This is a genomic window from Candidatus Cloacimonas acidaminovorans str. Evry (assembly GCF_000146065.2).
In the GTDB taxonomy this organism is placed as follows: domain Bacteria; phylum Cloacimonadota; class Cloacimonadia; order Cloacimonadales; family Cloacimonadaceae; genus Cloacimonas; species Cloacimonas acidaminivorans.
This window is the reverse complement of the sequence record NC_020449.1, coordinates 21,157-41,423: the sequence shown is the minus strand read 5'-3', so window position 1 is coordinate 41,423 and position 20,267 is coordinate 21,157. Positions and strand designations below refer to the sequence as shown.

Sequence of the window (20,267 nt, the reverse complement as noted above, 5' to 3'; positions counted from 1 at the left end):
GGGGGTCTATCTAAGCGCGGGAGTTATAGCATCAAAGAGGTCTGCGGCTTCTTTCACTTTGGTTTCCGAACCGAAAACGGCATAGTGATTTTTACTCATAACCGCTTCAATCAGTTCGGCATAGTTCCTCATATCTTCTATTTTAGCGGAAAGCACTTCATCTCTAATTTGCTGTCTATCTTCAAAAGTGAAACCGGTGATATAATCCTCATCCGCTTTATCTCCCATTCCTTCAGGAGTTAAAGGAAAATCTAAAGACGAAATTTCACCTATGACATATTTATCAAATTCCCGCTTATCACAATCAAAGTTCCTTAAGAACTCGGGAACGGTGTTATAGACCTCCAGGGTTTCTCTTAAGTTGGGATCGCGATAGGAAACAAAGTATAAATAACCGCCCAAAGTAAAATCACTCATATTCCCGTAAGCGCCACCTTTCACGCGAAGTTCCTGATACAGATAACTACTCCGCAGAATGTTATTTAGAACTCTAAGTTTACCGCTATAGGAATAGCCCTTACGGAAAAAGTTACCACCTTTGGCACAGAATTGAACTTGCACCGGAGCATAAATACCCTCGTTGAATTGCCGCACAGCAAAATGACTTTCTACGGGTGCAAATGCCTCAGTAGAAACATTATCGGCAAAAGTTCCCAGTTTTTCTATGGCAGAAGGTATTATATCTGCATCTGCCGTAATGCTGATAATCATATTATGGGTAGTAAAGAAGGTCTTTTTAATCCAGTTCAGTTCATCCATTATTTCATCAATGGCAGAATCCATATTGCTCACCAGGTCACAAAGGAAATGATAGTAACCCAGTCCATTAGTTATATCTATCCAATGATATATTTGAGAAAGGGGTTTTAGCATTCTTTGAATGGCAATTGTGTGTCCTCTGAAGGATAACATTGCTTCACTTTTGGCTTTTAATTCTGCCAGTAGTTTTTTTAAACGTTCCGGTTCATCAAAAAGCGGCTTTAGGGCAAAATCGGAAGCAAGCTCCATTAGCTTACCGAATTTGTTTTTAACTGCTTTACCGCGTAAAAGGATCTTGGGTAAAATATCATCCGGGGTTTGGTAACTGTTATAAAGAGCTATATCCAAATAAATTCCACCGGTATTACTATCAATTTCCGTAGAGCGTTTTGCATAGCTGTAATTTTCACTGTTCATCCATTCCACCAGTTGAGTGTAAAGCTTAATCCAGGGCAGGTCTTCTTCTTCTGCATGGGCAAGGTCAAAGTAGGATTTGAAATAAACAATTCCGTTGGTGGTTGCAGGATGTTTCAGCAGTTTAATATCGTTCCAGATGTCTTCTTCGGTAGGATAGTGTTTTGCCTCAGGATTGAGGTCACTTAAGGAAAGCATAGGTATTTTTTCCAGATTTTCCTTGGTTTCGGGTTCCTGCTGCCATTGAATCAGTTTTTTGTTGAATTCAATTAGTTTGGCAATTTCTTTTTTGGTCATTTTCTTTTTCAGAGTAGCTAATTTTTCCGCGGTTTCCTGTTCCATTTTTTGAATCAAACCTGGGACGGGAACAAAGGTAATTTGGCTGGAGTGTTTATTATTCAGGATTGCTTTTTCTATAAGTTCTTCAAAATAGGGTTCTTTCAGTCCCTTGCGTAGTTCTTTCAGCATTGGCTCAAAGGCAAGTTTATCTACCGGATTGCCGTTATGCATCCAAAGTCCTTGTGAATTAAGGGCATAAATCAAGCCCCTGGGATAAAATCTATATTGAGCTTCCCGCAAGTTAAATTCCATTTTATTGATAACCGCTTCAATCAGTTTTTTATCCAGACCTTCTTTCACTATCCTTTTCAGTTCCTGTTTGATCAGTTTGGTCAAGGGTTCAATATTTTCCTTTTTCACTTGTTTACAGAGCAGAAATACGGTTGGCTGCAAGATATCATCTTCAACAACGATTGTGCTGTCTTTAGCATAGCCAGAATCCTGAATTGCCTTTTTTAAGGGTGAAGCAGGAGTATCCATCAGCATTTCCGCTAATGCTTTTAATGTCTGAGACAGGTATTTATCGGTAATCTGTCCGTAAGTCCAGTTAAGGGCAAGATAATATTGATCCTCAATATCTTTGCCTTCTTCCACAGGGATTTCCATTTTCAGCACTTTGGTTTTGCCGAAGGGTTCTTGGAGAGAAATTTGCACTTTTTCGTTGTTATCTTCAAATTGGGAAAGGTATTCCTCATCTATTATTTTCAGGGTTTCCTCAATATCCATATCGCCATAAAGAGTTATTTTGCTGTTGGCAGGATGATAGTATTTTTGGTGAAAAGCAATAAACTTTTCGTAAGTTAGTTCCGGTATGGCTTCAGGATCACCTCCACTTTCAAAACCGTAGGGTGTATCAGGAAACTGTGCTTGACGGGATTTTCTATTGATACTGTTTTCGGGAGAGGATAAAGCACCCTTCATTTCGTTATAAACAACACCCCTATAGTTCAAAGGAGCATCTTCGGAGGTCAATTCCAAATGCCATCCCTCCTGATGTAAAATATTGGGTTCATTATAAATATTGGGGAAAAACACCGCATCCAGGTAAACCCGCATCAAGTTTATAAAATCCTTATTATTGGTGCTGGCTACAGGATAGCAGGTCATATCGGTAAAGGTCATAGCATTCACAAAAGTGTTCATACTTCCTTTAACCAGTTCCATAAAAGTGCTTTTGGCAGGAAAGTTTTTACTCCCGTTCAGGACTGAGTGTTCCATAATATGAGGGCAACCGGTATTATCTTCTGGAACTGTTTTAAACCCGATCATAAAAACCTTGTTATCATCATCACATTCATAGTGCATAAGTTCTGCACCGCTTTGCAAATGCTGATAGCGATAGGCAGTTACCTTTATCTCTTTAATTTCTTTCTTTTCAATCAGCTGGAAGCCATAGAGCAACTTTTTTTGTTTCATTTATTACCTCTTATATCAGTTTATAGTCCTGCAGACATTGTTTTAGCAGAGCACGATTGTTTTCCATTAGAGGACACATCGGACTGCGAAATGCCAAAGTAATTTTTCCCATCATTGCCAGTGCCTCTTTCGCGGGAATAGGATTGGTTTCAATAAACATCATTTCATTTAAGCGAGCCAAATATTGATGCTGTTTGGCTGCTGTAATAAAATCACCCTTCAAACAGGTGGCAATATGTTCACTCATCAGTTTTGGAGCTACATTAGCGGTAACAGAAATAGTTCCTTTAGCTCCAATAGCAATTAAAGGAAGGTTCAAAGCATCTTCACCGCACATCACGGAAAAATTTTCCGGAGCGTCACGCACAATTTGCGTTACCTGCACTAAATTTCCGCTGGCATCTTTAATACCGACAATATTGGGATAGGTCTTTGCCAATTCAACAGTGGTAGCAGCAGTAATATTCACTCCTGTTCTACCGGGGACATTATAAATCACAATGGGAATATCAATTTTGGAAGCAATGATGCCAAAGTATTCCAACATCCCTTTTTGCGTGGGCTTGATGTAATAGGGAGTAATAACCAAAGCATAATCAGCTCCTAATTCTTTTGCTTTTTGCGTGGAAGCCAGGGTCTGATGTAAATTGTTTGTTCCGGTGCCAATTATAACAGGTAACTTTCCGTCAATTTTTTTCAGAGCAAAACGCAAAAGAGCATCTTTTTCATCGGAAGCCAGAGCGCTTGTTTCAGCAGTTGTTCCTAAAAGTAAAATACCTGTTGTTCCATTATCCAGATGAAACTGAATCAGGTCTTCTAAAGCAGTCCAGTCAATACTGCCATTTTTAAAGGGTGTAATGAGGGCAACATAAGTTCCTTGCAGCATTTTTTTAACCTCCAGGGTTATATATCCTTATCTATAAACATATTTTATTCCATAATAGCAAAAGAGACGATTTTCGTCAATCAAAAAAGATGAAAAGGTTATTTTTATAAGCAAGTTGCCTCCCCAAATAGCTTTTTATTGCTTCTCCTGCTTTTACCTAAAGAAAAAATAAGAAAACCCAAAAGACAACCGGCAAAATAACAAAAAAGGTCAGTATAACGAAAACCAAAACCTAAAAGTAAACCACCGATAATAGTGGAACGGATTTTTTCCAGCCATACAGGATGCCACAATTGGCTAAGTTCAATTAAGCAGGAAAAATCAAAGGTTAACAAAGCAATCTCCCAATTCCTTTTACGGGGAAAAAACATCCAGAATAAAGCATAAAAAGCTAATGCCCACATTGTATCACCGGTATATTCTGCCATAAAATTCGGCAGATAATTTCCATATTTACGCGAACCAATTCCCAAAATTGCGCTTAAAACAATAACCACAAAAGGAAATCCCTTTTTTATAATCTCTGGCTTTTTTCTATCCACCTGATGTATTGCCTTTTTTCTTTATCTAATCTCAAAGAATATCTTTACCATAATCTATACAAAAGATTTTAAGTCAAGCACTTTGTAGACGGAGCTTGCTAAAAGGGTATAAGCCAATAGGGAAAGGAAGAATGAAATTTATAGGGAAAACAGAAAGTAATTGAGGAAGGTTGAGAAGGTTTAAAAGGTTGAGAAGGTTTAGAAGGTTTAGAGGGTTTAGAGGGTTGAGATACATTAAAGCCCGAAGGGCGAAACAATGATAGCGATGGTGGCGTAAGCCCCTCGTAAAAATGAAAGCCCCGAGTTTTTTCTTTTTTTCCTTTCCTTTTTACAAAAGCCCGTCAGGGCGACACAATGATGTAAAAGGTGGCGTAAGCCCCTCGCAAAAATGAACATACCCTTACCAAAATTTTTTTCTTGTTCCCGCATACCCGTAAAGAAGTAGTCATTTGCCTTCCTCCCAAAAGTGATTAAATTATCTCTAAACAAAACCCAATCAGAGGTAAAAAATGAAAAGAATCATCCTCCTATTATCTCTTTTCCTGCTTTTCTACGGATTAAATGCCCAATTTAGCAATTCTGCATTAACTCCAACTCTTTTAGCAGGAGGTGCTGGAGAGCAGGTTATCCCCAAAATTGCTATTTGTAATAATGGCAATATGTATCTTGCCCGTTTTGACAATTTAAACGGCAGTTATGAGGTCTGGATGCAATATTTGGATTCCTCAGGCAATCATTTATGGCAAAATCCCCGGGGCATTTTGGTCAGCAACTTTCCGCAAATGACTTGGTTAACCGAATGGGATTTGGATGTGGATAGTTCCGGAAATGCCTGGCTTACTTTTCAGGATATTCGCACTGCCGGAGTTAACAATATAATGCTTTATAAAGTGGATAGTGATGGCAATATTTTGCTTTCTCCAAATGGCATAGCTCTTTCCAACGATATTAGCGCTGATTTCAGTAATCTAAGTCCAATTCTTCTCTGTCATTCCAGTGGAGATGTTTATGTTGCCTGGCAGAGAAATGCTCTTACTACGGAAATCCATCTGCAAAGGATATCCCCAAGCGGAGAGTTTTTATGGGGAACAAATGGCCTCACTTTTGCCGGTGATGCCATTAGTTTTACCTGGCCCCAATTGCTGGATTCCGGAGATGGCAACTTATTGCTGAAATATTATATAGACAGCGGACCTTTTTGGGCTCCCAACCGTCAGATTTTTGTAACCAAACTTTCTCCGCAGGGAACAACTATTTGGGATGTAGCTATCAATAATGCAAGTGGCTTACCTGCCTGGGAACAGATTATTCCATTTGTGTCTGATGGTAATGGAGGAGCAGTTCTTGCCTGGTATGATGATCGTTATAATGATATGATCAATGAGGTCTATATGGCAAGAGTTAATTCCGGTGGAACTGTTACTACATCTGAAAACGGAACTCTTATTTCCACAGATACTTTCAATCAGCAATATTATCCTAAGTTGGCAGTGGACACAGTTAATGAAAAGGTTTTTGCCTGGTATCGCACTACCGATCCTGATCAGAACAATATAGGCCTTGCCAGACAGCTTATGGATTATTCGGGAAATCGTCTTTGGGGAGATACTGGAGTACAGATAATTGCTCAAGGGAATTCTTATTCCGATCCTGTTGCAGCTTATTTTTATCAGGATACCGCTTATGGTATTTATTCTTTGGCTGTTAACCCGGGAGACAGCTACAATGAGCACTTGAAAGTTAATGCTGTAAAAAGTGATCAAAGCAGTCCCTGGAGTGCTGATATTTTTCTTGATTCCGTGGGAAATCCCAAACTGCATTTTGATTTGGATGTTGCTAATGCCGGCTGGTGTGTTCTGGCTTATGAGGAAGGCGTTAACTATGATATTTATGCAATGCGCTTAAATCCGGATGGAACTTTGGGAGGTGCTTATTATCCTGCTCCTCAATTTCTGAATGGCTTTGTAGATGCTCAAGGAACCGTTCATTTAGGTTGGCAGGCACCATCAATTACTCCAGATAATTATTTTGTTTATGTGGATGAAGAGCTGTATACAACTTTACCTGCAGAAACAACTTCCTGCAGTATTTCCGATTTAACACCGGGAACTTATTCTTTTTATGTGTGTGCGTTTTATTCTCCCGACCACATATCTTCTCCTTCCAATATGATCACTTTAACCATTATACCTAATGCAGTTGAAGATGAGAACCAAAATCCTGCTTTTCTGCAACTGGAAGTGAAACCCAATCCTATTCGTAATAGTTTTACTATCAGTTATTTTCAGGATAAGTCACCTGCCAAACTTGTTGTTTATAACATCCGGGGACAAAAGGTCTGTGAACAAACCTTTTCCGGTGGTGCTAATGGCATTGTCTCTCAGAACTTAAACCTGAATTTACCTAACGGAGTTTATTTATTACAATTGAATTCCCACAATCAAAGCAGGCAGAAAAAAGTTACCATCATCAAATAGGCGGAGGGCAAAGAACAGAAAGTTGAGAGCAAAGCGCTGAAGGCAGAGGGCAGAGAGCAAAAGCATAAATTCCTTTAGAAACCTTTTATTGCTGAGGCAAAGAAAGAATTTGCCAACCCTTTTTCCAGTAGCTGTATTATTTGGCTTTAAGAATAGTCCGCTATTTTTAAAAACGCCTCACCCAAATACCCTTATCTAAGTTATATTGTCTAAAATTCTGCGCTGAGGAGTTCGTATGTCTCAACAAGGGGTAATAAACCTGCTTCTACTGCCTGTTTCACGCTTTTGCAGGGAAGGTTTTGGCTATAGATTTGGTCCCTTGTAAGAGTGCCGAGATTTACCGTCTCGGGAAATGCCTTTTGCAAAGCGAACATCAATGTTGTGTAGGCATTTGTCCAAGTGTGCAAGGGCTTTTTCCCCTCCGGCAGATTAGCGTTGAACAAGGCAATATATATTTTCAAGTTTTGCTTATAACCCTCTGAAGGGGAAAGTGCATAAATGTTTTGGATATTTTTTGTAAATACCGGATGAGCGGGATGATTTTTGAATTTAAAGCGACGGCGCACATAAAGTTTGCCGTTTTTCTTGCTCCGGTAATAGATAAGTCCATCCAAGTGACCAGTAAATTCACCCAGAAGATTGGCGCGTGTTGCTTTCATTTCTTTTCTCCTTATATCATTTTTTTAGGATAAGTTATTGGTCATTCCTGTGCAAGCGAGCATCAGCATAAAATAAAAAATATTTATGCCTTTTAAATCTGCTATTTATATTGTTTGTATTATTTTCCGCATCTCGCGCAGCAGAATTCGGTAGACCAATTATCTTGCTCCCATAATAATATATGGTGACAAAAAGTTATTCTCAGTGACAAAAATGGGATTTATTTCCTGCCTGAATTGCTGAAGCATTGCTTACCCATTACGGATGGCATTAGTAATGAGTAAGAAATGGGTAAGCAATGCAATCAAGGAAGAAGATGTAATTATATTTATTTAGAAGGAGTTAGGAAAATTCCGGAGAATAATGAACTATTGTATTGGTAACTTCATATTTTATTAGAGGTTGACGGAGATTTCAACCTTCCAGGGTTTAATGCCTTTCCACCTTTTTTACTCAATCGGAAAGGCATTGATGAAACCGGTAAAATTCAGGGTTGCCAGCAAAGTGCCAATCAACAATACAATTATAATTGTAGCTTTAAAATAATCCGATGCCTTCAACATACTAACCAAGTCCGGATTGCGGGAAATATAGGCAGAAGCAGCATAAAATTCTTCTCCAATCAAGGTGTAAGAACAGGTAGTAATAAAGAACGGCACTTGGGTTATAGCATCGGTTCCGGCAATCTGAAAAGCGCCTGTTTGGTTTCCTGTTTCCGTTAACAGCAGTGCTTCGGCATTAAAATATCCCATATAAAAAATGGTGGCAACTCTTTCCCTCACCGTTATTCCATTGATTCCTGCACAGTAAGGAAACTGATCATAAGAAATGAAGAAAATATCATTGGAATTAAAGGCATCCGGACGTCCAACTTCATTATACGCATTTTGAATAATTTCCTGAGCTAAAGGCAAAACCATATAGTCACAATGAGGTGAAATTAAACGGACATCAAATTCGGCGGCTTTTTTTGCTACCTGCCCTAAAATCAGCATTGAAGCAACCGTATCAGGATCACCTAAAGTTCCCCAACCGGGAACAAACATTATAGGACGACCCATTTCTGTAGCTCTGCCAACTGCTTCTTCAATAGATTCCAAACCGGCAATGGGTCTGATATAAGCATTTCCTTTCCGACTTTGGATGATGGCATAAATAAGGAATAAACACAATAAAATAGAAGCAGCAAGAGTTATATATTTGGTAGTATCAAACCAATCGCTCCGCGGATAAAATGCGGTATTCCCTTTAGCATCGGCATAAATGGCAGTAGTTGCAAAATTGGCTTTTCCATCTGTTTTAATAACCTTGTAGGAATAACTGCGCATATTTTTATTATGCGTAGCTAATAAGGTCTTCAGCCATTCCTTATTGGTCTTTGTCTTTTGAGCTTGCAGATAAGCAGGATGCTTCGTTATAAAGTTATAATTTCCTTCCGCTTCCTGAATTGCCGCCAATAAAGAATCGGGAATAGCATTAGCAGGATATTTGTTTTTTTCCGCCAATAAATTATCCAGTTCCTCTTTTTGTTTTTTCAGGTCTTGTTCAAATTTATTACGGAATAAGGGAACAGCAAAAGTATATCCGTTTACCTGATCAACAGCTATTGTTATTTGCGGGTCTAAAATCAGACGCTTACCCTTGTTATCATAATCCAGAATGCTTTTATACACAATACTTTCGTAGGGAATGGAATGGTCGTAAGCCCGGGTTAAGCCATTAGTCCTCTCTCCAAACAAAAAATCAGGATCAAAACCATTGCGGGTAAGAATTTCATAATAGAGCTTGTTCACCGGTTCATTCTGATAATAGATATTCTCGCCACGAAAGATCTTATTCTTTTGATCATAAACAATATGTTGTTCTGTATAATCCTCAAAGCTACCGTTGCCATTAGTATGAACAGCAATCCGAATTTTCATATTTTTAATGGCAGTATACTGTTTAGGCAGTTTGAATTGCACTTTCTTATCCAGATAGTGTTCGGAGACCTTGCCAATTTCTTTATTTAAGGAATCAAGAACGGTAAATTTCAATTCCTTAATCTTGTAATATTCGTTATTAGAGACCTCATAGTTGATGCGTAAAGTTGTCTTTGCCTTATTCAAATAAAGCGCCTGGCTGACAAAAACCAGGGGTTTTCCCATAGAAACAGATAAATAATCCCCTTTGTCGTTGGGTTTATCTTTAACCTCAATTTGGGGCATTTTAAGCAGTTGTGAAGAATTCAGGATACGAAAATTTTTAGCTGAAACGACTGCACTTTGACCCATATAGTCGCTGTAAGAAAGCACGGGATAATAATCAGCCAAATTGGCAGGTAAATCTATCCCTTCTTCTTTGGTATCTACACTATAACAGGTATTTACAGCTCCGGAATAATTGGGAATCTGGAAAAGGGGAATAGCGCTATTTTGCCAATTTTCAGAAAGTAACTCACCATTATTCGGTTTTTGCGCTAAAGGAATCAGCCAACCCTCCCACATTGCAATATCTTCTGAAGAAGATGGTGGTAGCCATTCAAAATTGAAAACTCCCGTATCTTGGATGTAAGTGCTGGAAAAATTTGCGGATGGTTCTGGCGGATTATCTTCAGGAATTACTTTTTGAATATCCGCATAAGGTAAATATTTTCCTCTTTCGTTCACTCCCAGAACTGTGTAGTAATATTCCTGGCCCGCTTTGGGAAAACCTAAAATGGTTTCAAAACGGTTTAATTTCAAGCCCGCCATAATATCTTCATCTTTTGTTACCGGTTTGGAACTATGATAAAGCTTGGAATTATTGATGGCTCCTATAATATTGTATCTGGTCAGCATTGTAGCAAGCAATTCCGGTTGCCGGGGAAACTTTTTGAAAAGCGGACTATTATGGCTTTGCTGTTTTTCCTTTTTCAGCTTTTGGGGAGCCGTTTCAAATTCAATAAAGGGTTCTTCTCCCTTATCGTAGAAATATAATTCCGGCGCTAAAACACCTAATTTGGGATCAACTTCTATACTGCTGATAAAAAATAACGAATCAGGTCTAACCCCTCTATAGATATTATATTTAATAATCCGATACGATTTATCCAGAGGTTTCCATTTCAATACAATTCCGCTACCATCGTCAAAAGGCATATCGGAAGCAGAAAATTCTGTTATTTTACCTTTCAGGGAAGCAGGTTTTGCATCATCCGTGGAAAGCAATGAAATCCCTATCAACAGAATAATTCCGATTACAATAAGATATTTTTTCATTCTTTATCCCTTAACCAAAGTTCCCTTGATTCTCTTCCTTCAATGTCTGTAACATAAATCTATACAACTGTTATGTTAAAAGGGAACTTAAAGGTTCCTAAATTGAGCTATTTCATCAATCCAAAAACATCTATAACGAGGAATTGAATTCTTCCAATCAGCAAGGAAATACGCGCCATAACCGTTAAACCAAAAGAGGCACCAAAACCAATCATCATATACCATTTTCCCAACCCGACAAATTTTCCGTAAGCACCAGTATGCGCCTTGGAGAAAAAGAAATATAACAGAACGGCAATTGTGCCTAAAAGAATAAGAATGAGATTGATATTTTCCAGGGGAACCATCGCCTGACGCATCTGCACTAAAATTCCGGCATGAATTCCCATCGGAACACCAAAACCGATTCCAATCATAGAAAAGGCAATAGGATAACGGGAAAGCCAACCCAGTTTGCGCGAAAAACGGAACAGATAAAGTATTCCCATCAGGCAGGGTAAAATAAGGACAAAATTATGTTTTAGAATAATCGGCTGCCACACATACGGAATAAATATCCGTTCATAAGTAAACACTAAAGTATAACCCAGGGAAACTCCCACCAGAAGTTGTTCCGCCATTCTATAAAAGGGATTTTCCTTATAAAGGAAGGAGAAAATACACAGGGTTAAAAATGCTGCTACGAGATTACTAAATAATTCAAAACTCATTGTTATCCTCCCTTTCTTACTTTTCTGCCGTTTTGGCTTTCTGAATGAAATAACCGATATTACCCAAAAGGATAAAGATGATGATCATAATGTGGGCAACCGATTGAGCATTCATTCCAATTCTGGCTACTTTGAATTTATAACTGATATTATGTGTAAGTTGATTGATTTCCCGGTAAGCATTTTCTCCCATCCTATTTCTCAGTTCCGGAGTTATCTTCGTTACATCAATAATTATTGTGCCGTTTTGCTCTTCTTTCAATTGGTCAAAAATTGCTTTCTGCTCCGGATATTTGGCTACAAATGCAGTATATTCCTCGGGAGTAAATTCCGCCTTCGTTTGCGTGGTAATATTGATCAATTTCTTTGTGCTCTCATCATTTAGAACTTCCTTGCCAAAGGGACGCCCTGGCAGAATCTTGTTTCCTTCCGCATCTGTTTTAACACTATAGTCAATTGCCGGATCACGATAAGCAGCAAAAACATCAACCAGCTTTTCATATTCCGCTGCACCCTTAAGTCCTGTCAGCATACCTATCAATTGACCCGATTGCAAATAGGGATATTCATCGGCAGCCATAACTGCTGTAACTCCCAAAGCAACATTAACTCCAAATTTGGGTCGGGCATAATATATCCAGTAAACTCCTGGACTGCTTCCGGAAAACTCTACTACCAGGTTCATTTCGTTGTAATTAGTTATTCCTTTCATAATCGGCAAGCTTTCCAGTTTACGTCCTTCAGCATCAGTATTTACAGCATTGGCAATATTATCTCCCATTCCCAAAACTACAGCCATTGGCTGAGGTTTATAGCCAAAATTGCAATAGTCCACCCCGCTTTTTATATCAGGATATTCTTCTTTTACCGAATTGAAAGCATAATCAATAATAGGAGCTCCTGAAGTTAAAAAAGTAAGAGCAAAGACCTTTACATTTCTTTCAAAACAATGCCGGATAATAGCTATTTCCATAGGATAAAGTTCAGGCATCGTAGCAGCATCGTGTAAAAAACTTAAAAGGACAGCTCTATCTTCTCTGCCTGCAAAGGAATCAATCATCTGATACAAGTTCTCTGTAGGTGGAGAAGTTACATTATCCGAATTGTAGGGTATCATTAAAGGGATGATAATTGCCAGCGCTACTACAATGTAGATCCACCGCCGGTCTAAACTTTGCATTCTTTCAAAAAAGTTCATTCTTCATCCTCCCCTTGCTTAATCCGTTCCACCCAAATAGGAACGCTCAATACCTAAAAGAATTTTCAGGGAAGTTGCTACACCGCCAAGTCCAACTCCAATGGCAATTCCTCTTTTGGAAGCAAGATTAGGAACATCCAGTATCCATTGTGATATAATTGGCAGATTCTTATAAATCTTAACTCCCAAAGGCACCTGCGCTAACATAACTACAATTGCGGCAAGAAGCAAAACGGTAGCTTCCACGGAACGCGCTCTAAATGCCTTATAAGCAGCTGAAGCCATATAAAATGCCAAAAGGGAAAACATCGTGGAACTCATCGGCATCTGCATATTCTCAAAAATCCACATCAAAACACTACCTTTTTGAGTTCCGCCGATAAAACCGGCAAGAGAAGTTATAATAAACCCGGCAAAAAAGAAATAACTGTATTGCCATTTGGGAGCTTTTCTTTTAATTTTACTACTGTGCATCATACATAAACTGATAACTCCCAAAAGAGCAGCCCAGGGGGCAGATGCATAAGCCCAAGGAAGATAAAACTTGTTATAAAAGTCATCCTGTAAAAGCTTATGGGGACTTAAGGCATAAAGCACAAAGATGATGCCCCCCACGATTACGATGATTAAAGGTATTGTCTTTTTCATTTAGAACCTCATTTATTTTAGGGGAAATAATTCACTAAGACCAGTCAACTGGAAAGTGGAAAGAACCGCTCCGGCAATTACAAAGGCAAAAATCAGGAATTTGTAATAGTCCTGCGCTTTCAAAGTTCCCAGTTGCATTGGTTCACGGTTCAAATAGGAAGAAGCAGCATAAAGCTCTTCTCCAATTAAAGTATAGTCACAGGTTGTTATAAAAAAGGGAATCTGCGTGATGGCATCGGTTCCGGCTATTTGATAAGCTCCAATACCATTACCCGTTTCAGTCATCAATAATGCCTCTGCAGCAAAATAACCCATATAGAAATTAGTTGCAGCTCTTTCCCGAATCATAATTCCATTTACACCAGCTACATAAGCAAACTGGACATCAGTTAAAAAGAATACACTGTTTTTATCATAACTATCCGGACGACCTACGGAATAATGTGCATCTCTAACAATTTCCTGAACTACCGGCATAACGATATAATTATAAACGGGCACAATAAGTTTAATATCATATTCTGCAGCTTTCTTAGCTACCAAACTTAAAATTCCCATAGAGGCAATAGTAGCTACATCTCCTAAAGAACCATATCCCATCATATACATAATCGGACGTCCCATTTCCGTTGCTCTACCAACTGCTGTATCAATTTCTTCCAAACCGGCAATTGGCCTTATATACAAGTCCTTACCACGCTTGGCTAAATTGATAAAAATAACTACCATTAAGCCGAAAATAAGCATTGCCACAAGGGTAGTATATTTATTGGTATCAAAAACATTGGAAACGGGCTTCATATAGAATATATCATCTCCGTCTTTTAACAGGTCACTTTCCGTAAAAAGCCCTCTGCTATTAGTACGAACAACCTGATAAGTGCTGTATCGGGAATAGTCCTCTCGTACTTTAGCAATATAACGTATTCTGCTTTTCCGGTTGGGAATTTTATTAGCGTTAATCAGATTTTCATTCTTAGCATAAGCATTTAACTGCTTTTGCAATTGCTCTATATTTTGATTTAACTGTTCAGCTACAGCAGGATCGGTCTCACCGGTTATCTTGTCTTTTAGCTCTGCAATTTTTTTAGTTAGCTCCTCCACCTTTTCCTGTGCTTCTTTTCTGCCTAAATCGGGGAAAATATTGGTCTCAATGCGCGTTTCATTTTCTTTGTCATAAACCAAATCAATATTGGGCGAAATTAAAGCTAAAGGTGTTTTTATATCTCCCGGCTTTAATTTACGCGCTTGCTTCTCTCCATTGATATAGGTTATCAAAGTATCACCCTGGGCAAAAGTAAAACCGTTAACCGGCTTTTGAATAATAGTAGCATAAGGAATTGTAACATCTAAAGAATTATCATAAGAGGTATTGCGCTTAACCAAAGTTAACTGCTTGGAAGCCATATTTTTGCGGTAAACTACATTGCTGATTTTAGATACATCTTTACCATTACGATAAAGTGCCTTGGTAGGTAAAATAGCCAGCATACTGGGATCATATTCCAAATCCTGCTCTATACAATAGTCCTGAGGTATTTCTGGCTTACCTGCCAAAGTGATTTTTACCCGAAATCCCTTTTTGTAATCGTAATTATTGGGAACTTTTAAGATAACACTGTTATCCTGATAAAACTCGTTAATTTTGGCAAAGGGCTTTTCCTCACCCTTCTTATAGAACTCAAAATAGATGTTATCCACTTGCTGGGTTTCGGTTTTATTCAGCTGATAATTTACCCGAAACTTATTAAACTTATTGTTCAGAGCTGTGGTCTTAACTACAAAACAAATAGGATGTTCCCAAACAACAGTTAAGCGGTCACCTTTGTCATTGGGCTTATCTTCCATTTTTATTATCGGTTTGGCAGGAAGGTCTTTACTATGCTTTATCCTGGGTTTGGAAAGAGCAGAAAAACTGCTGAAACCATCCGCATCTATTAATTCCAAAGTATAAGCTGAATTAATATATGCCTCCAGAGACGCCTCTTCAGGAATAGAAACCTGGCAATAATTTTTCCCGGAACCGTAACCTGCGAAACCGCTTTGCAGAACTACTGTTTTGGGCTGAAACAGTTCAGGATGTAAGCGAAGCGAATCCCAATCCGTAGGCGTAAAAAGAGGTGTTTGATGAATACGATATTGAGCTATGTCCGAATTGTATAATGGAAGTTCCCATTCAAACCGTAATTCCCTGCTATCTTCTAAAACCACACTGTGTAATGCTGTTGCTGGTTCTGGAGCATTAGGTTCAGGGCTACCTGCTGTAATTTTAGCATGCTTTTGAAACTGCCTTCTTTCATTCACCGCTACAATGGTATAATAGTATTTCTCTCCGGGATTTAAGAAACAATACACTGTCTGTTGATTGTCTTTCAATCCCGCATAGGTTTCTCCCTCTTCCTGTTTTTCCTTTTCCGAACCTTGTTCTTGGGGTTTATCCAATGTAACTTTCTGACTGCTGTAATAGTATTTGTTCTTTTCGCTAATGGAAAGCAGAGAAAATTTACCGGATATTTCTGCTAAAAAAGGAATGTTACGAGGCATTTTTTGATATAAGGGACTATTTTTACCCTGCTGCTTTTCTTTCTTTAACTTGCGAGGCGAAGAAATATCAAAAAATTCACTGCCAGAATTATCATAATAGAACATCCTCTCAGAAGCAACACCTGTTTTTACATTAACCGGAATGGCATCTAAAAAGAAAAGGGTATCAGGACTTACTCCCCTGTAAATGCGGTATTCAATAATTCTTTTGTCCCGCTCCAAGGGCTTCCACGAAAGCATTAATCCAGTTCCATCATCTGCAGGAATATCTTCTACTTTGAAATCCTCTACTACATATCTTTCTGCGTCTGACTGCTTCTGTGCAATTATCACTGTGCTTAACAATAGGAGCAGAAACAGCAAGAGAAAGATTAGGCGACTTCTGAATAATCTCATACGCTTGGTCTCCTGTCTCTCTTTCTTAACAGTTATTTAAACCTTCTGTTCCACGCACAGAAAATGCCCATTTATGTCAATCTCTTTTTTTGCTATGCTGGAGCTCCTGAGGTTTTGGAGTTTAAAACCGTCTACATTATTGTGTCGCCCTTTGGGGCTTTTAAGCTATCTCTCCATCCCGCTATTTTATTGCTACATACACTGGTATATCTTGCACCCAAAGTTTATGAATAGCTTCGGGACCCAGTTCTTGCCACAGAAATGTTTCACAGGAAACTATATGTTGTGAGAGATAGGCAGAAATACCTCCAGGCATAACAAAATATATCGCTCCGAAGTCCATAATTGCTTTTTGGACTTCTATAGAGCGTTCACCTTTGCCAATCATAACTCTCAAGCCGTTTTGAATTAAAAGAGGGGTATAAATATCCATTCGGGAACTGGTTGTAGGTCCTATTGCTCCACATATATTTCCTGGTCTGGCAGGGCTTGGTCCGCAGTAAAAAAGTGTTGTTTCTGCCAGGTTTAAAGGTAGTTTTTCACCTCTTTTCAGAATATCCACCATCCTTTTATGGGCTACATCTCTGGCTGTAAACAGACAGCCGGTAAGCAAAACCTTATCAGAAATATGCAGTGGAGCAATATCAGCAGGACAAAGAGGCAAGGTAAATCTATATGTTTTCATAAGTTAGATAACTATTTCTATATGCCGGTGGGAATGGCATTGTAAATTTACTGCTACCGGTAAGGAGGCAATATGACAGGGAGCGTTTAAAATATGCACAGCTAAGGCAGTTGTTTTTCCTCCTAAACCTTGCACTCCGATTCCTGTTTCGTTAACGCTTTTCAGGATTTCCTGTTCTAAAATGGCATATTGTTCAATCGGATTTTTTGCGGTCAGAGTTTGAAACAATGCCTTTTTTGCTAACAGAGCACAGGTCTCAAAGTTGCCTCCGATTCCTATTCCGATGATTAAAGGTGGACAGGCATTTCCTTTAGCCAGAGTAACTGTCTCCACTACAAAGTTCTTAATCGCATCAACTTTGGCAGAGGGAGTAAACATCTTTAATTGGCTCATATTTTCTGCGCCACCGCCTTTTTGAGCAATCTGAAGTTTTAGTTTATCTCCTTCTACTATGGAAATATGAATTACGGCAGGGGCATTATTTCCCGTATTTTCTCTTTGCAAAAGGGGGTCTTTCAGTATAGACGGACGCAAATAAAGTTCTGCAGAGGTTTTGATTAGGGTTTCGTTAATAATTTCAGGTAAAGGAGGTCCGTTTATAATGCAATGATTACCTATTTCCGCAAAAACAACCAAAGAACCTGTATCTTGACATAAAGGAATTTCTATTTTAGGTGCCAATTCTATGTTTTTCAACATACATTTAAGGATATCTTTACTTATTTCGCTTGTTTCATTGGCAAGGGCACTTTTCAGCAAAGCGGGTAATTCAGGATCAGGGTTAAAGGTTATATGTTTTAAGGCATTAGCAAGTTCAGACCGAATTGTTTCATGTGAAACATATCTGTAAGCCATTGTTTAACCCTTCTGTCGTTTAATTAGATACTTCAGCAGGAGGTCTTCAATAGGAGTATAGGTATCTACGGGATTGTATTCTATTTGATTTTTGTAGCATTCCCTTTTTAGATATTCCGCGAACTGATGAAAATTTTCTACATATTCCTTCCGTATTTGCCAGGGTGAGACAGTTATTTTTTCTCCTGTTTCACTATCTATAAATTGTGCTTCTCTTTTGTAATCAAACTTTTCTTCTTTTGGGTCAATTATGTGAAAAACGAGCACTTCGTGTTTTCGGGCACGGAAATGTTTCAATGCCTCCATAATTCTTTCCGGTTCATCCAAAAGGTCACTGATAATGATTATCAGGGAGCGTTTTTTGACGAGTTCGGCAATTTGATGCAAGGGAGTTAACAGGTCTGTTTGGTCTTCCGCTTTCAAATCCAAGAGAGCGGCAAATAACTGAGAAGTATAGCTTCTAATAGCTTTGGGGGGAAAAGCGGAAGTAATTTTATTGTTAAATGTATAAAGTCCAGCAGCATCCTTTTGGGAAATCATCAGCCACGCTAAAGCACCTGCCAATTGAGTTGCATATTCAATTTTAGTGCTTTTCCCGGAGCTGAAGAACATTGATTTACTGTGGTCTAAGAGAATGTAACTGCGTAGATTGGTTTCTTCTTCATAGCGTTTTACATAGTAGCGTTCCGTTTTTGCCAAAATTTTCCAGTCCAGGTCTTTTAACGGTTCTCCGGGATTATATTGGCGGTGATCAGAAAATTCTGCACTGAAACCATGATAGGGGGATTTATGCAAGCCCACTAAAAAGCCCTCAACTATGCTTTTAGCAGTTAGCTGGAACTTATTCAGGCGAACTAATGCTTCTTCAGATAAAAGGGGCATCTTATTTCTTTTTAGGGTGATAGAGCAAGGCAAAAGGAACGATTACGGCATAAGCAATAACCAACAAAATTGGGGATATAGTAATCTCATTGAAGGACATAATTATGTAGCCAACAACTAATACAATTGCCGCAACCAGCAACAGGATAAAATTGGTGCGGTTTAAGTGCAGTTTGTTTTTTTCATCATCTTTATTGTTCATCTGTGCTCCTTCTCTGCAGAAAGCAATGATTTTTCATTTAAGAACCATAGATAAAGAACTGCTTTGTTTGTCAACTGAACTTTCTTGTTCCAAGTAGGAGGAAAGAATTTGCCCATAGACCTGATTAGCAAGTTCTTGTCTGGTTTTCCCTTCCTGATAGGGTATAATTGTTAAAATATCTATTTGTGCCTCAAGGGAATGTCCTATAATTTTTAGATAATGAATAAGGAAAGGCATATCTCCATACCAGTAAATAAGGTCGCGATTTTTTTTTTCTATCTTTTTTCCATCTATTGCCTTATATTTAATACAAACTGGCAGTATAGGACATTTTGCTTCTATTGCCACTTGAAAAAGGGACCGGCGAAAAGGCTGAACTGTTATGCCATTGGTGCTTGTTCCTTCAGGGAAAAGCACAACTTTAAAGCCCTGATGAATAGCAGAAGCAAATTTCTCAATTTCAGCAGGCAAGGATATATATTTTTTTCTGTTTGTATACAGGCAGCCACCGCTTTTGGTTATTCTACCCAAAAAGGGATTTTTTCTCATTTCCACAGAGGTTATAAAGACAAAATTCTCAACCGCAGAAAGCAATATAATATCAAGGTAAGTTGTATGATTGGAAACAGCCAGATAAGGAATATCCTGCAATTTTTGTAAACTTTCGGAGTTATTTATAGTTAATTTAATGTTAAAAGCACGAATAAAGCGTTTGCTGATGCGAGTGTTATTTTTCACTAGGCGTTTTCTGCATAATTTTGAATCAGCACTAAAAATCCTAATTAGGGCAGAAACAAGGAAAAACTCACTTATCAGATAAATGTGCCAGAGAATACACTTTATTTTGCGTAATATCATAGTTTATAAAGGTGCTAAGTTATGATTTTTCCCAAGCCAAAATGATTAACTCTCTGCATCCAGCTAATTTTCTGGAAAGATGAGGTAATCATTTTTTGCCGTTTCGTCTTTGTTAATCCTTTTTTCATACCTGTTTTTCTCTACCTATAACAAATTTTTTATAATTCTTTAACAGAGCTAAGATAGTATTAAAGAGTCATAAACTAATCTATTAAGAAACAGATAATTACATATCTAATATTCTTATGTTTAGGTTTCTTTTACTGCCTTATAAAGAATAATCACTATATCATTCTTGCATAGGTTGAATGTACTTTGTCCTTGCTGTGAAAGCAGGAATCCAGATAAACAAAAAGTAACAACTTAAACACTTTCTTTACACCGGGTTAAAACCCGTCGTTAGTACCTGTCGTTCCTACGGAACTCATTCGTGATAAAGCAGATAAAAATTTTAGCTATTCTCTTTGCGCCGGGTTAAAACCCGTCGTTAATATCTGTCGTTCCTACGGAACTCATTTTAGATAGATATGTACTTTTTTGTTGTCTTTCACATTCTT

The 20,267-nt window shown here is 38.3% G+C and carries 15 protein-coding genes; 1 reads left to right on the top strand and 14 read right to left on the bottom strand.

The window, feature by feature from the left end:
* Positions 1–6: 6 nt before the first annotated feature.
* The 3 genes from CLOAM_RS00170 to CLOAM_RS00160 form a co-directional block, all read right to left on the bottom strand.
* Positions 7–2,928 carry an insulinase family protein gene (locus CLOAM_RS00170; RefSeq protein ID WP_015423812.1) on the bottom strand — a complete coding sequence of 974 codons (2,922 nt, stop codon included), beginning with the start codon at positions 2,926–2,928 and terminating at the stop codon, positions 7–9.
* A 10-nt stretch (positions 2,929–2,938) separates the two neighbouring features.
* Complete coding sequence (dapA, locus tag CLOAM_RS00165; protein WP_015423811.1) at positions 2,939–3,814, bottom strand: 4-hydroxy-tetrahydrodipicolinate synthase; 876 nt, start codon at positions 3,812–3,814, stop codon at positions 2,939–2,941.
* 104 nt (positions 3,815–3,918) lie between these two features.
* A complete protein-coding gene (locus CLOAM_RS00160) occupies positions 3,919–4,311 on the bottom strand; it encodes a ribosomal maturation YjgA family protein (RefSeq protein ID WP_232502681.1) in 393 nt (130 codons plus the stop codon).
* Positions 4,312–4,865: 554 nt separating this feature from the next.
* Between CLOAM_RS00160 and CLOAM_RS00155 the strand changes: the two genes are divergently transcribed.
* A complete protein-coding gene (locus CLOAM_RS00155) occupies positions 4,866–6,833 on the top strand; it encodes a T9SS type A sorting domain-containing protein (protein ID WP_015423809.1) in 1,968 nt (655 codons plus the stop codon).
* 209 nt (positions 6,834–7,042) lie between these two features.
* Here CLOAM_RS00155 and CLOAM_RS00150 read toward each other — a convergent pair whose 3' ends face one another.
* The 11 genes from CLOAM_RS00150 to CLOAM_RS00100 form a co-directional block, all read right to left on the bottom strand.
* Complete coding sequence (locus CLOAM_RS00150) at positions 7,043–7,492, bottom strand: hypothetical protein (RefSeq protein WP_015423808.1); 450 nt, start codon at positions 7,490–7,492, stop codon at positions 7,043–7,045.
* A gap of 450 nt (positions 7,493–7,942) precedes the next feature.
* Positions 7,943–10,732: a DUF6754 domain-containing protein gene (locus CLOAM_RS00145; protein ID WP_015423807.1), complete on the bottom strand. Its 2,790-nt coding sequence runs from the start codon at positions 10,730–10,732 to the stop codon at positions 7,943–7,945.
* A gap of 107 nt (positions 10,733–10,839) precedes the next feature.
* The gene (locus CLOAM_RS00140; RefSeq protein WP_015423806.1) at positions 10,840–11,442 is read right to left on the bottom strand and encodes a hypothetical protein; all 603 of its coding nucleotides are present in this window, start codon (positions 11,440–11,442) and stop codon (positions 10,840–10,842) included.
* A gap of 16 nt (positions 11,443–11,458) precedes the next feature.
* Complete coding sequence (locus CLOAM_RS00135; RefSeq protein ID WP_015423805.1) at positions 11,459–12,640, bottom strand: hypothetical protein; 1,182 nt, start codon at positions 12,638–12,640, stop codon at positions 11,459–11,461.
* Positions 12,641–12,658: 18 nt separating this feature from the next.
* The gene (locus tag CLOAM_RS00130) at positions 12,659–13,288 is read right to left on the bottom strand and encodes a hypothetical protein (RefSeq protein WP_015423804.1); all 630 of its coding nucleotides are present in this window, start codon (positions 13,286–13,288) and stop codon (positions 12,659–12,661) included.
* Between the two features lie 12 nt (positions 13,289–13,300).
* Positions 13,301–16,228: a DUF6754 domain-containing protein gene (locus CLOAM_RS00125; protein ID WP_015423803.1), complete on the bottom strand. Its 2,928-nt coding sequence runs from the start codon at positions 16,226–16,228 to the stop codon at positions 13,301–13,303.
* 181 nt (positions 16,229–16,409) lie between these two features.
* Entirely contained in the window at positions 16,410–16,913 is a 504-nt protein-coding gene (locus CLOAM_RS00120; protein WP_015423802.1) for a FumA C-terminus/TtdB family hydratase beta subunit, read from the bottom strand.
* A gap of 3 nt (positions 16,914–16,916) precedes the next feature.
* Complete coding sequence (locus CLOAM_RS00115) at positions 16,917–17,768, bottom strand: fumarate hydratase (protein WP_015423801.1); 852 nt, start codon at positions 17,766–17,768, stop codon at positions 16,917–16,919.
* 3 nt (positions 17,769–17,771) lie between these two features.
* Positions 17,772–18,650: a DUF58 domain-containing protein gene (locus tag CLOAM_RS00110; protein ID WP_044278732.1), complete on the bottom strand. Its 879-nt coding sequence runs from the start codon at positions 18,648–18,650 to the stop codon at positions 17,772–17,774.
* Between the two features lies 1 nt (position 18,651).
* Positions 18,652–18,852: a hypothetical protein gene (locus CLOAM_RS00105; RefSeq protein ID WP_015423799.1), complete on the bottom strand. Its 201-nt coding sequence runs from the start codon at positions 18,850–18,852 to the stop codon at positions 18,652–18,654.
* 33 nt (positions 18,853–18,885) lie between these two features.
* Positions 18,886–19,590: a lysophospholipid acyltransferase family protein gene (locus tag CLOAM_RS00100; RefSeq protein ID WP_232502680.1), complete on the bottom strand. Its 705-nt coding sequence runs from the start codon at positions 19,588–19,590 to the stop codon at positions 18,886–18,888.
* Positions 19,591–20,267 lie beyond the last annotated feature (677 nt).

Excerpts from the sequence above, each read along its gene's own strand:
- CLOAM_RS00145 (WP_015423807.1), bottom strand. The coding sequence starts at position 10,732 with ATGAAAAAATATCTTATTGTAATCGGAATTATTCTGTTGATAGGGATT.
- CLOAM_RS00105 (WP_015423799.1), bottom strand. The coding sequence starts at position 18,852 with ATGAACAATAAAGATGATGAAAAAAACAAACTGCACTTAAACCGCACC.
- CLOAM_RS00115 (WP_015423801.1), bottom strand. The coding sequence starts at position 17,768 with ATGGCTTACAGATATGTTTCACATGAAACAATTCGGTCTGAACTTGCT.
- CLOAM_RS00120 (WP_015423802.1), bottom strand. The coding sequence starts at position 16,913 with ATGAAAACATATAGATTTACCTTGCCTCTTTGTCCTGCTGATATTGCT.
- CLOAM_RS00140 (WP_015423806.1), bottom strand. The coding sequence starts at position 11,442 with ATGAGTTTTGAATTATTTAGTAATCTCGTAGCAGCATTTTTAACCCTG.
- CLOAM_RS00150 (WP_015423808.1), bottom strand. The coding sequence starts at position 7,492 with ATGAAAGCAACACGCGCCAATCTTCTGGGTGAATTTACTGGTCACTTG.
- dapA (WP_015423811.1), bottom strand. The coding sequence starts at position 3,814 with ATGCTGCAAGGAACTTATGTTGCCCTCATTACACCCTTTAAAAATGGC.
- CLOAM_RS00130 (WP_015423804.1), bottom strand. The coding sequence starts at position 13,288 with ATGAAAAAGACAATACCTTTAATCATCGTAATCGTGGGGGGCATCATC.
- CLOAM_RS00170 (WP_015423812.1), bottom strand. The coding sequence starts at position 2,928 with ATGAAACAAAAAAAGTTGCTCTATGGCTTCCAGCTGATTGAAAAGAAA.
- CLOAM_RS00110 (WP_044278732.1), bottom strand. The coding sequence starts at position 18,650 with ATGCCCCTTTTATCTGAAGAAGCATTAGTTCGCCTGAATAAGTTCCAG.
- CLOAM_RS00135 (WP_015423805.1), bottom strand. The coding sequence starts at position 12,640 with ATGAACTTTTTTGAAAGAATGCAAAGTTTAGACCGGCGGTGGATCTAC.
- CLOAM_RS00125 (WP_015423803.1), bottom strand. The coding sequence starts at position 16,228 with ATGAGATTATTCAGAAGTCGCCTAATCTTTCTCTTGCTGTTTCTGCTC.
- CLOAM_RS00155 (WP_015423809.1), top strand. The coding sequence starts at position 4,866 with ATGAAAAGAATCATCCTCCTATTATCTCTTTTCCTGCTTTTCTACGGA.